Below are 12,303 nucleotides of genomic sequence, written 5' to 3'. Positions count from 1 at the left end.
CCCTATAGGTCATTAGAATTTTAAGTCATTCGGCAAACTCACAAACAACCTAATCTTAATACTTTTTATTATTTCAGCTTACATCTGTTAGCTGAATATTTTGAGTGTATAGCGGAAAGATAAACGAGGAAAGGAATAAAGTGTAAATTTTTTGCAAATGCTACAGACACAACAAAACTCGCCATTTTTTTCATCATGGCGAGTTAGTATTTAGGGGAATATGCTAAGGTTGCCTTAGAATGAATTGAGCCAATTTAGCTTACAGCTGTTCTATCATTTGGCAAAACTGCGCTTTCATCCATTGATGGCCTTTATCTCGCGCCGTCGATTCATGCCACGTTAAATAACATGGGCGAGAACTCTCTTCCCAAGGCAATGATAAGGTACGCAGTTGCAGCTGACTTGCATGATGTTCCACTAACCATTTGGGGGCAATAGCCACTAAATCTGTTTGTGCCACAATGTTCAATACACTGTTTAAGTCAGTTCCTTGATAACTGACAGTGTGGGAAAGTTCCGTATTATGGTAATATAGTTTGCTAAATGACCCAATATTATCCATTGCCATAATAGCATGTCTTTCACTCACTAACATTTCTTGATTAATAGTATCTTCAATTCTTGGATGTTGATTAGCGACAACTAAAACCAATTCATCATTAAATAAAACCTGATGTTGATACTCGGGTTTTTCGAATTGATTATATCCCAAGAAAAAATCTATCTCTTGGTATTTTAATTGATGCGCTATATTATTTCCTAAAAAAGAATGAATAAAAACTTGAACATTTGGCGACGCAATTTTAAATTTATCAACAATTATTGCCGCTAAGCGAATATCTAATGGAGAGCAAATAGATAAGCTAAATGCTCTTTCGCTTTGCTTAGGATCAAACCCTGCCCCCGGTAATTCATTATGCACCAATTGAAGAGCTTGCCTTACTGGTCCAAATAATTGTTTTGCGCGCGAAGTCGGTTGAATTCCACGCCCATAGCGAACAAATAATTCGTCATTGAACATGGATTTCAAGCGGGATACGGCGTTACTTACTGCAGGCTGAGACATACCGAGAACTTGCGCTGCACGAGTGACATTTTGCATTTGCATCACAACATCAAAAACAGTTAATAAGTTCAAATCAACATTGCGCAGATGAATATCGCTACTTTCTTTTTTTGCTGTTGAGATCGTATCAAAATCAGTCATTTTTAACTCCACTAAATATATTTATCATTTTTAATTAATGAACATGATCCATCAAAGCAATATTGACGAAAAATATAAAATCATTAAATATTATTTTTAAAACAACTTATACATGATAAGTTATTTCGCTTTCCCTGCATTTATTAAAACGACGCTTCTATTCTTTTTGCCCATAAATTAGAATCGAGGTATAGATATCATCATAAAATGCAAATATTCATCAGTGTAATGGGTACATGTAACTTATTAAAGTCAGCATCATTCCGATAAAAATAATAAAACAATTTCAAGAATAAATCATAATAAATCTCTTCTATAAACGCGTTTGAATCTCATTATCAGATTAATTTTTAATTATTTATTTATTAGATAATTAACCTTATTTGAAGCATAGCCACGATCAATACCAATGAAGTCTGATATCTAACCTCTGCATACTTTCATTACATAAACATAATAAAAATCATTACGTTATAGAAATATAGTTATGCCACTAATTTTTAGGTGAAATTTTAGCCTGATTTTTACTCCCTTATATAGGCAAAAACATCATGAAAATTATAAATATCAGACGTAAATTCCAATAATCAGTAACAACGCACTTCCAAGCATTTAACGCTCAAAAAATTAAGTTTGACATTATTATTGGAATCGCGTATCAATAAATACAGATTATTTGAAATTAAAAGAGAGACAGTTAACCATGACATCTTCTATCCGCCTACTAAGCCTACTACTACTCGCAGCCAATTTGCGCGGTATGCTTATGGATGGAAAGTAAAACAAATACTGTCCACAAACATAAAGAAGCCCGCGCAACCAGCGGGTTTTTTTATGCCTGCGGCTAGATGGGAATCCAACAAACAGAATTAAAAACAACAAAATTTAGTCTATGAGGAACGCATTATGAGCAACCAAGTTATCATCTTCGACACAACCTTACGTGATGGCGAACAAGCCTTGCAGGCCAGCTTATCAGTTAAAGAAAAATTACAAATTGCTTTTGCATTAGAGCGCTTAGGTGTCGATGTTATTGAAGCTGGGTTCCCTGTCTCATCCCCGGGTGATTTTGAGTCTGTTCAAACTATCGCCCGTGAAATTAAAAATAGCCGTATCTGTGCATTAGCACGCTGTGTTGAGAATGATATTGATGTGGCAGCAGAATCGTTGAAAGTGGCTGAAGCATTCCGTATTCATGTTTTCTTAGCGACATCCAATTTGCATATGCAGAAAAAGTTAAACAAAACGTTTGATGGCGTGATGGACATGGCGATTAACTCTATTAAACGAGCGCGCCGCTACACTGATGATGTGGAATTTTCATGTGAAGACGCGGGTCGTACAGATATTGATAACTTATGTCGCATTGTCGAAGCTGCCATCGGCGCAGGCGCAACCACCATTAATATCCCAGACACTGTCGGCTACACTACCCCATATCAATTCGGTGGCATTATCTCTTCTTTATATGAGCGCGTACCTAACATTGATAAAGCCATCATCTCCGTTCATTGCCATGATGACTTAGGCATGTCAGTCGCTAACTCCATCAGCGCCGTTCAAGCTGGAGCTCGACAAGTGGAAGGTACCATTAATGGATTAGGCGAACGCGCAGGAAATACCGCATTAGAAGAAGTGATCATGGCGATTAAATTACGTGAACAGATGTTAGGTGTGCACACCAATATCAATCACAAAGAAATTTACCGTACCAGCCAGTTAGTTAGCCAATTATGCAATACCCCAATCCCTGCTAATAAAGCGGTTGTGGGCAGCAATGCATTCGCGCATTCATCAGGGATCCACCAAGATGGCGTGTTAAAGAATCGCGAAACTTACGAGATTATGACCCCTGAATCCATCGGCTTAAAAGAGCAACAATTAAACTTAACGTCCCGTTCAGGTCGCGCCGCCGTTAAACACCGTATGGAAGAGATGGGCTATAGCGAAGGTAAAGATTTTAATTTAGATGAGCTGTATACCGCATTCTTGAACTTAGCGGATAAAAAAGGGCAAGTATTTGATTATGATTTAGAAGCTTTAGCCTTTTTCGCGAAACAGCAAGACGAAACTGACCACTTTGTCATGGATTACTTTAGTACACAGTCAGGTTCAAGCATTGTTGCCACTGCGACCGTCAAAATGCAGTGTGGTGAAACAGAAAAATCAGAGGCGGCAACCGGAAATGGTCCTGTTGATGCTATCTATCAAGCGATTAGCAAAATCACAAACTACCCAATGAAATTGGTTTCTTACCAATTGTCCGCAAAAGGTCAGGGTGAAAATGCCTTAGGACAAGTGGATATCGTCGCTGAATGCTTTGGTCGTCGTTTCCACGGTATGGGATTAGCTACGGATATCGTTGAATCATCCGCAAAAGCCATGGTGCACGTATTAAATAGTATTTGGCGTGCAGAACAAGTCGAAAAAGAAAAACAAAAAATCTCTGACCAAGAATTACAAATTAATACAAAGGAAGCGGTGTAAACATGTCTACGAATTTTAATATTGCGGTATTAGCGGGCGATGGAATCGGCCCCGAAGTGATGGCTCAAGCTCATAAAGTCTTGAACTCAATTAGCAAGCGCTTTGCTATCACAATTTCAACCAAAGCCTATGATGTGGGTGGCGCCGCCATTGATAATCACGGCGAGCCATTACCGCAAGCAACAGTCAAAGGTTGTGAAGAAGCTGATGCCGTGTTATTCGGCTCAGTCGGTGGTCCAAAATGGGAACATTTGCCACCGGACAGCCAGCCTGAACGTGGTGCATTATTACCATTGCGTAAACATTTTAAATTATTCAGTAATTTACGCCCTGCTCGTTTATATCAAGCATTAGAAGCATTTTGCCCATTACGCGCCGATATTGCCGCTCAAGGGTTTGATATTTTATGTGTCCGTGAATTAACTGGCGGGATCTATTTTGGTCAGCCAAAAGGACGTAAAGGTGAAGGCGCTGAAGAATATGCTTTCGATACCGAAGTTTATCACCGCTATGAAATTGAACGCATTGCCCGTATTGCCTTTGAATCTGCGCGTAAACGTAGCCATAAAGTGACATCTATTGATAAAGCTAACGTTTTACAAAGCTCCGTATTATGGCGCGAAGTGGTTAACCAAATTGCCAAAGAGTACCCAGACGTTGAAGTGAACCATATGTATATCGATAACGCGGCGATGCAAATGATCAAAGCCCCTTCTCAGTTTGATGTGGTGCTGTGCTCGAACTTATTCGGTGACATTATTTCCGATGAGTGCGCCATGATCACAGGATCAATGGGTATGCTGCCTTCCGCCAGCTTAAATGCTGATGGCTTTGGCTTGTACGAGCCTGCTGGCGGTTCAGCGCCAGATATCGCAGGCAAAAATATTGCCAACCCAATCGCACAAATTTTATCAGCATCCATGTTATTACGCTTCAGTTTGAACCAAACGGAAGCGGCAGATGCTATCGAAAGAGCCGTGAATAAAGCATTAGAAAATGGCTATCGCACTGCGGATTTAGCAGGCAATGGTCAATCAATCAGTACCAGTGAGATGGGTGACATTATCGCCCGTTATATTGAAGAAGGGGTTTAACATGTCGAAGACTTTATACCAAAAATTATATGACGCTCACGTTGTCCGTGAAGTTGAAAACGAAATCCCTTTAATTTATATCGATCGCCATCTGGTACATGAAGTGACTTCACCGCAAGCGTTTGATGGTTTAAGAACCAAAAACCGCCCGTTACATCAACCAAGCAAAACATTTGCAACCATGGATCATAACGTGTCAACGCAGACTAAAGACATCAATGCCTGCGGCGATATGGCGCGAATTCAAATGCAAGAGTTGATGAAAAACTGCGAAGAGTTCGGCGTAACTTTATACGATTTAAACCATCCATATCAAGGTATTGTTCATGTTATGGGACCAGAGCAAGGTATCACTTTACCGGGTACAACCATCGTGTGTGGTGACTCTCATACTGCCACTCACGGCGCATTCGGCGCATTAGCTTTTGGGATTGGAACATCCGAAGTTGAACACGTCATGGCGACTCAAACTTTGAAACAAGCGCGAGCCAAAACCATGAAAATTGAAGTGGTGGGTAAAGCGCCTGCTGGGATCACGGCAAAAGATATCGTCTTAGCTATCATTGGTACAACAGGTAGCGCAGGTGGAACAGGCTACATTGTCGAATTCTGCGGTGACGCGATTGAAGATTTGAGCATGGAAGGTCGCATGACCGTCTGTAATATGGCGATTGAATTAGGCGCTAAAGCCGGCATTATCGCTCCCGATGAAACCACCTTTAATTATATGAAAGGTCGCCAATTTGCACCGAAAGGCCAAGATTGGGATGATGCTGTCGCGTATTGGAAAACGTTAAAAACCGATGATGATGCGAAATTTGACAAAGTGATCACCATCCAAGCCGAGACTATTGCCCCGCAAGTCACTTGGGGTACCAACCCAGGGCAAGTGATCGCTATTAACCAACCGATCCCTGCTCCAGAATCGTTTGTCGACCCCGTCGAACGCGCTTCTGCGGAAAAAGCCTTGGCGTACATGGGATTGGAATCAGGTATTAAGTTATCCGACGTGAAGATTGATAAAGTTTTTATTGGCTCTTGCACTAACTCACGTATTGAAGATTTACGCGCTGCGGCTGCCATTGCTAAAGGTAAAAAAGTCGCGTCTGGCGTACAAGCCATTGTGGTACCGGGTTCAGGGCCCGTCAAAGCCCAAGCGGAACAGGAAGGCTTGGATAAAATCTTTATCGATGCGGGCTTCGAATGGCGCTTACCGGGCTGTTCAATGTGCTTAGCGATGAACAACGACCGCTTGAATCCGGGTGAACGCTGCGCATCCACCAGCAACCGTAACTTTGAAGGTCGCCAAGGTCGAGCGGGTCGAACCCACTTAGTCAGCCCTGCAATGGCTGCTGCCGCAGCGATTAACGGTCATTTTGCTGATGTTCGTGACATTCAAATCTAAAGGAGAAAACCATGGATAAGTTTATTAAGCATGTTGGGATTGTCGCCCCTTTAGATGCCGCAAACGTCGACACCGATGCCATTATTCCAAAACAATTTTTGCAGAAAGTGACGCGCACAGGCTTTGGTCAGCACTTATTTAATGACTGGCGTTTTTTAGATGATAAAGGTCAGCAACCTAACCCTGATTTTGTCTTGAACAAACCGGTATTTAAAGGCGCTAGCATTCTGTTAGCCCGTGAAAACTTTGGTTGTGGTTCATCTCGCGAACACGCGCCGTGGGCATTAACCGATTTCGGTATCCAAGTGGTTATTGCACCAAGTTTCGCCGATATTTTTTACGGTAACTCGTTTAACAATCAGCTGTTGCCAATCAAATTAAGCGAACAGCAAGTGGATGAGATGTTCAGCTATGTGAACAGCCACGAAGGTTGCCAGTTTACTGTCGATTTAGAAGCGCAAACCGTCACCGCCGGCGAGAAAGTGTATACTTTCGAGATTGACAGCTTCCGCCGTCATTGCATGATGAATGGCTTAGACAGCATCGGCTTGACGTTACAGCACGTTGACCAAATCAAGGATTACGAGCAAAAGCTCCCTGCCTTTATGAATTAATCCCCAGCCCACTTCGGTGGGCTTTTTCTTGCCTATTTGTATTCATAAAAGTAGAACTCAACTCCAATAAACCGTACCAACCAATAAATCCTTCCCCATTAATTCCTAATATGCAATTATTCAATTAATTGCCTTTTTATATTTTTCAAAATAGTTCGCGTTGTGGCAAGGCGGCAAAATGAGGATATCTTGGGGAGCATACTTTAGTATGTGACCTGAGTAGCCGAGTGAAGCCAACGCAGTCACAGCGTGAAATATGAAGAAAAAAGAAAAAAAGCCGATATGCATTCACATACCGGCTGGTAAAAATACCATTACTCAATAAAAGGGGGAGTAAACCTGCAACAGACAGGTCAATAGAGCTACTTACTGCCCCCTATTATCTACGGAATATAGGATATTAAAATTGATGCAATTTATTCTGGAGTTCCTCTTTTATGTCTAATTCTCGATTACAAACGCAATTTGTACGCTTGTGGCAGCATTTTCAGGGAAAAAACAGTGAAACCACATTGCAAGATATTGCCGATATTTTGTTTTGCTCTCGCCGTCATGTTCGCACCCTGCTCAATAATATGCAGTCCCATGGCTGGCTCAGTTGGCAAGCAGAATCAGGACGAGGAAAACGCTCCACATTAATTTTTCATATCAATGGATTAGAGCTACAACAAGCACAGGCTGAGCAGCTTTTAAAAGAAGAAAGTATTGAAAAACTCGTGGCGCTCGTTGGCGATAAAGAGACTATCCGCCAAATGGTCTTATCTGAGCTTGAGCGAAGTTATCGACAAGGTAAAAACTTACTGCGCATCATTTATTACCGTGATTTTCCTAACTTACTTCCTGGCACCCCAATGCGCCGCTCTGAAATCCACTTAATGAGCCAGATATTTAATGGATTAACTCACTTAAATGAGGAAAAAGGGGAAGTGGAAGATGGTATTGCTCACCACTGGCAAGCCATCAACGAACAACATTGGCGCTTTTATTTACGTCCAGCTATCTATTTCCATCATGGACGTGAAATGCAAGTCGAGGATATTATCCACTCGTTATTACGATTAAAGCAATGCTGGCCGTTATTCTCACATATTCACTCGGTCACTTCTTCGCAGCCTTATGTGATTGACGTCCATCTGAGCCATCCTGATACGCAATTTCCTTGGTTACTCGGTAGCCCACATGCCGCCATTCTTCCAAAAGAGTGGGAAACCATCAGCGGCTTTAGTCAGCGCCCTATTGGTACGGGTCCTTATGAAGTCGAAACCAATATCCCGCAGAAACTCACCATCAGCGCTTTTGACCGCTATTTTGGTTATCGCGCATTGTTAGATGAAGTGACCATTTGGGTGGTTCCCGAACTTTCTGAGCAGATGGTATGTACCACATTAAAAATGGATGGAGATAAGCGCCACAATGACTCCCTTGAAAGCCGCATGGAGGAAGGTTGCTATTTTCTGTTATTCGACCAACGCTCCGACATTTCTCAACGGGAAGATGTGCGTAAATGGCTGTGTAGCTTTTTAACTCCCGTCAACCTACTGGCGCACTGTGAATCCTTCTATCAGCGCCACTGGGCGCCTGCTTACGGGTTATTGCTTCATTGGCATCACAGTAAAATGCTTTCCCCGCGAACCAAACCTGAAGATTTAACTGAGCTAACTGTCACTTTTTATCGCCATCATCATGAATTCTATGCCATTAGCCAAATCATGAAGCGAGTATTAGAAACTCAGGGCGTGACGCTTAAAATTAATATCGTTGATTATGATGATTGGTTTAATGGAGATGCTAAAAGCGATATCTGGCTCTCCACCGCCAACTTTTATAAGCCGCTTGAATTTTCTATCTTCGCTACGTTGTACGAGATGCCGCTATTGCGTCAATGTTTGGGGAAAAACCTCGATGAAGAGTTACAACTTTGGCGCCAGCAAAAATTGGATGTGGAATCTTGGTGTGAGGGCTTGATTGATTCCCAAATCTTCCACCCAATTTTTCATCACTGGTTAGAGCTACAAGGGCAAAGAACGATGCGGGGGGTTCGTATGAATACTTTTGGCTGGTTTGACTTTAAATCAGCTTGGTTTAAGCCAACTGAGGATAATGCACAGAATTGATGATAGTTATAAACAGTTAGAGTGAGCAAAATGGATTTTATTCACTTTTTCTGTGGATATCCATGTGAACAACCAGATAGTAATCAGGGTATATCCCAACTGTTCATTTCTAACAAAAAATCACACTAAAAAATAAAACATTATAAATCATAGTAATAAATGAATTTCACACCAGATATCCACTGTGAGTTTTTCCGTGTTTTTTTGTTAGGAGTTCAACTGAGCAAAGATCAATCAATGCATGTTTTATCCACAAGGAATGTACTTAACTTACTCGCTTTTTGTGACGAGCTTCAATAAATGACATTAGTCAAGGCTGTAAATGCACACAGTAATCGCAGTTTTTCACAGTTATCCAGAAATCCTGTGGATAACCTAGTGCATGATCCTGTGATTATCTTGGGATGAAGTTGAATAACCTTAAATATTCATAATCCCGTCTGTGATTATTATCTAATATCCATATATATATCATGAAGTTAAATACGGTGACTAAAAAGTGTTATACTCACCCTATCTTGTGACCATTTCCTTGGTTATTTTTTAAACACAATGAAGTTCAGTCGACTATGTCTTTTATACCGCCTTCACCACCAGAAAATGAAACCGTCTTATTAGCGCGAGCCCAAGCCCTTGCTGGCTATACGCTTGGTGAGCTAGCAACTATTGCAGGTATCCCAATTCCCCCCGATCTTAAACGAGATAAAGGCTGGGTCGGGACATTGTTAGAGTTTTTTTTAGGTGCGACCGCAGGCAGTAAAGCCGAACAGGATTTTGCAGATATTGGCGTGGAGCTTAAAACAATCCCAATCGATCGCCATGGCGCACCATTAGAAACGACATTTGTCTCTGTCGCACCACTCACGGGCAATAGCGGTCTAACATGGGAAAATAGCCATGTACGCCGCAAATTATCTCGCATTTTGTGGTTTCCGATTGAAGGTGAGCGTCAAATACCACTTGCCCAGCGACGTATTGCTAACCCTCTGATTTGGAGCCCTTCTGCGCTTGAAGAACAACTTTTACGCCAAGATTGGGAAGAGTTAATGGATTTAATTGTGCTAGGAAAAGTCGAAACCATCACGGCTCGTCACGGACAAGTTTTACAGATTCGCCCCAAAGCGGCGAATAATAGAGCACTAACCGAAGGTATAGGAGAATTTGGACAGCCTATAATGACATTACCGAGAGGTTTCTATTTAAAAAAAGATTTTACGGGTCCATTATTAGCGCGGCACTTTAACCTCGGTTAATTGATCAAGGCATCGCCTGTGCCAAACAGACGATTTTTTATTCCATTTTTAAGGCAATAAGATGTTTGAGTGGTTCTTAGATCCCCATGCTTGGATGGCATTGGCAACATTAACAATTTTGGAAGTCGTACTGGGTATCGACAATATAATTTTCTTAAGTATTGTCGTCAGCAAATTGCCCGCCCATCAACAAAATAGCGCCAGACGTATTGGGTTGATCGCTGCAATGGGAATGCGTTTGGCACTACTAGCATCTATTGCTTGGCTAGCTCGCCTCACCACGCCACTCTTCACATTAGCTGAACATACCGTTTCCGCCCGCGATTTAATTTTGTGTGCCGGTGGCTTATTCCTCATTTGGAAATCGAGTCAGGAGATTTTCGATACCATTGAAGGGGAAGACGATGAGGGGATAGCCCAGAAAAAAGTCACTTCATTCTGGGGAGCCATTATGCAAATCGCAATTTTAGATATTATCTTCAGTTTAGATTCGGTGATCACTGCCGTGGGGCTATCTGACCATCTGTTTATTATGATGGCAGCAGTGATTATGGCGGTCATGATCATGATGTTCGCCGCGAAACCTATTGGTGATTTTGTGGAGCGCTATCCTTCCGTCAAAATCCTCGCACTCTCTTTCTTGATCCTTGTGGGCTTCACTTTGTTACTTGAAAGTGTTCAGGTACATGTATCAAAAGGCTATATCTATTTTGCTATGTTCTTCTCCATGTCAGTGCAAATGCTTAATATTCTGCGCAGCAAAAAGTGGAAAATGAAAAACAAGCAATAAATGAAAAATAAATAGTCATAGCCAAGTTAGCGTAAGGCGTCCTTTGCTGCTGCAATAGCGCCTTCCACCGCTTTTTTAGCTTGAGGGCTGTTTTTCCAACAACTTGACCCCGTTAGTGCAGCACCCGAAATTAAAATTTCATCATAAGAAGCTTCACTTAACTGCGCTAAAGACGAAAACCCCATTTGTTCTAATCGGCTAATGACCGTTGATCCAACACCCTTCACTGCTAATAGAATTTGCTTTTCTGAGTCTGAAAATGGCATAAATCATCCTTTTGGCTGTAAAACAGCCGTAATTGAGCGTATATTTTGTAATTAACCTATTTCTTAATCTAAAATTCTGAGCGGTCTATAACAGGTTGAGTTACCTGCCCTATATATCTGTTTTAGCAAATAGGAAATAACAACGGTAAAGTCATTGACGACTCGCGATAGAAACTAACATGTCGCACTAAAAATTCTATCTTGTAGGTATTTATTATGTATAGCAACAAAATATCCAATACTCGCCATATGTCGATGACATTATCTGATGGGCGCCTTTTGTGTTGGTATGAATCTGGCCCTGAACAGGGGTTCCCCGTGATTTTTTGTACTGGCGCAGGGATGAGCGGTACACTGGGCTTTGGTATTGACCGTCTTGATGAGCTAAATATTCGCTTAATCACCCCTGAACGTGCCGGACTGGGTCAATCCACCTTTGATGAGCATAAATCCCTACAACGCTTTGCTCAAGATATTCAAGAACTTCTGAATGCTCAAAAATTGCCGTCATTTTCCGTTATCGGTTTCTCTCAAGGTGCCGTTTTCGCCATGGCACTCGCCCGCTACGCTTCCCCTGTTTCATTATCACTTGTGTCAGGGCAAGACCAATTTGAGTTTCCAGCAATCCGAGCACAATTAAAGCAAGATGTCATTAATATGCAGGAACAAGCCATTCATACCCCCGAGGCTTTATCAGAATGGTTGATGCGCAATGTGACTTCACAATGGTTACTGGCGTTTATTCTTAACTGTAGCGCAGAGGTAGACCAGCAGGTTTATAGCGAAGAGAGCTTCTTAGCCGCCTACAGTGACTGTATGGAACGTGCATTTATGCAAGGTAACCAAGGCTATGTTCAAGATCTCTTAATCGCCCTACAGTCTTGGCAGTTCAATCCTGAAGATATCCGCTGCCCTGTCGCGCTGTGGTATGGTGAGCAAGATGTGAGTTCTGTGCATTCCCCTGATTTTGGCAAAACACTGGCTCAACGCTTTCCTGATAGCGAACACTTTTTGTTCTCTCATGAAGGCGGCTCAGTTCTGTGGACACAAGCCTATTCCATTCTTGCCCAATT

10 protein-coding genes are annotated in these 12,303 nt (G+C 41.9%); 8 read left to right on the top strand and 2 right to left on the bottom strand.

The window, feature by feature from the left end; all coding sequences use genetic code 11:
* Positions 1 to 259: 259 nt before the first annotated feature.
* A complete protein-coding gene (leuO, locus tag GKR71_RS13585; protein ID WP_154600051.1) occupies positions 260 to 1,207 on the bottom strand; it encodes a transcriptional regulator LeuO in 948 nt (315 codons plus the stop codon).
* A gap of 906 nt (positions 1,208 to 2,113) precedes the next feature.
* Here leuO and leuA point away from each other — a divergent pair.
* The 7 genes from leuA (at position 2,114) to GKR71_RS13545 (ending at position 10,964) form a co-directional block, all read left to right on the top strand.
* Entirely contained in the window at positions 2,114 to 3,694 is a 1,581-nt protein-coding gene (leuA, locus tag GKR71_RS13575) for a 2-isopropylmalate synthase (protein ID WP_036951213.1), read from the top strand.
* 2 nt (positions 3,695 to 3,696) lie between these two features.
* Complete coding sequence (gene leuB, locus GKR71_RS13570) at positions 3,697 to 4,788, top strand: 3-isopropylmalate dehydrogenase (RefSeq protein ID WP_036951214.1); 1,092 nt, start codon at positions 3,697 to 3,699, stop codon at positions 4,786 to 4,788.
* A 1-nt stretch (position 4,789) separates the two neighbouring features.
* Positions 4,790 to 6,193, top strand: a complete 1,404-nt coding sequence (gene leuC, locus GKR71_RS13565) for a 3-isopropylmalate dehydratase large subunit (protein WP_154609748.1) — start codon at positions 4,790 to 4,792, stop codon at positions 6,191 to 6,193.
* 11 nt (positions 6,194 to 6,204) lie between these two features.
* Positions 6,205 to 6,807: a 3-isopropylmalate dehydratase small subunit gene (gene leuD / locus GKR71_RS13560; protein ID WP_036951216.1), complete on the top strand. Its 603-nt coding sequence runs from the start codon at positions 6,205 to 6,207 to the stop codon at positions 6,805 to 6,807.
* 437 nt (positions 6,808 to 7,244) lie between these two features.
* On the top strand, positions 7,245 to 8,921 hold the full coding sequence (gene sgrR, locus GKR71_RS13555; protein ID WP_154600053.1) for an HTH-type transcriptional regulator SgrR: 1,677 nt from the start codon (positions 7,245 to 7,247) through the stop codon (positions 8,919 to 8,921).
* 569 nt (positions 8,922 to 9,490) lie between these two features.
* Entirely contained in the window at positions 9,491 to 10,174 is a 684-nt protein-coding gene (gene mutH, locus GKR71_RS13550; RefSeq protein WP_108478291.1) for a DNA mismatch repair endonuclease MutH, read from the top strand.
* Between the two features lie 61 nt (positions 10,175 to 10,235).
* Complete coding sequence (locus GKR71_RS13545; protein ID WP_036951219.1) at positions 10,236 to 10,964, top strand: TerC family protein; 729 nt, start codon at positions 10,236 to 10,238, stop codon at positions 10,962 to 10,964.
* A 26-nt stretch (positions 10,965 to 10,990) separates the two neighbouring features.
* Here GKR71_RS13545 and GKR71_RS13540 read toward each other — a convergent pair whose 3' ends face one another.
* The gene (locus GKR71_RS13540) at positions 10,991 to 11,230 is read right to left on the bottom strand and encodes a Pathogenicity locus (protein ID WP_036951220.1); all 240 of its coding nucleotides are present in this window, start codon (positions 11,228 to 11,230) and stop codon (positions 10,991 to 10,993) included.
* A gap of 216 nt (positions 11,231 to 11,446) precedes the next feature.
* Here GKR71_RS13540 and GKR71_RS13535 point away from each other — a divergent pair.
* Positions 11,447 to 12,303, top strand: an 857-nt coding sequence (locus GKR71_RS13535; protein ID WP_154634440.1) for an alpha/beta fold hydrolase, incomplete at its 3' end; no start/stop codon positions are given.

The sequence above is a fragment of the Providencia sp. wls1922 genome (assembly GCF_009706505.1).
Classification (GTDB): Bacteria; Pseudomonadota; Gammaproteobacteria; order Enterobacterales; family Enterobacteriaceae; genus Providencia; species Providencia lanzhouensis.
Note: the sequence above shows the minus strand (reverse complement) of the source record. Positions and strands in the feature narration are given on the sequence as shown.

Bases quoted from the DNA above. Each gene is read 5' to 3' on its own strand.
- leuO (WP_154600051.1), bottom strand. From the start codon at position 1,207: ATGACTGATTTTGATACGATCTCAACAGCAAAAAAAGAAAGTAGCGAT.
- leuA (WP_036951213.1), top strand. From the start codon at position 2,114: ATGAGCAACCAAGTTATCATCTTCGACACAACCTTACGTGATGGCGAA.
- leuB (WP_036951214.1), top strand. From the start codon at position 3,697: ATGTCTACGAATTTTAATATTGCGGTATTAGCGGGCGATGGAATCGGC.
- leuC (WP_154609748.1), top strand. From the start codon at position 4,790: ATGTCGAAGACTTTATACCAAAAATTATATGACGCTCACGTTGTCCGT.
- leuD (WP_036951216.1), top strand. From the start codon at position 6,205: ATGGATAAGTTTATTAAGCATGTTGGGATTGTCGCCCCTTTAGATGCC.
- sgrR (WP_154600053.1), top strand. From the start codon at position 7,245: ATGTCTAATTCTCGATTACAAACGCAATTTGTACGCTTGTGGCAGCAT.
- mutH (WP_108478291.1), top strand. From the start codon at position 9,491: ATGTCTTTTATACCGCCTTCACCACCAGAAAATGAAACCGTCTTATTA.
- GKR71_RS13545 (WP_036951219.1), top strand. From the start codon at position 10,236: ATGTTTGAGTGGTTCTTAGATCCCCATGCTTGGATGGCATTGGCAACA.
- GKR71_RS13540 (WP_036951220.1), bottom strand. From the start codon at position 11,230: ATGCCATTTTCAGACTCAGAAAAGCAAATTCTATTAGCAGTGAAGGGT.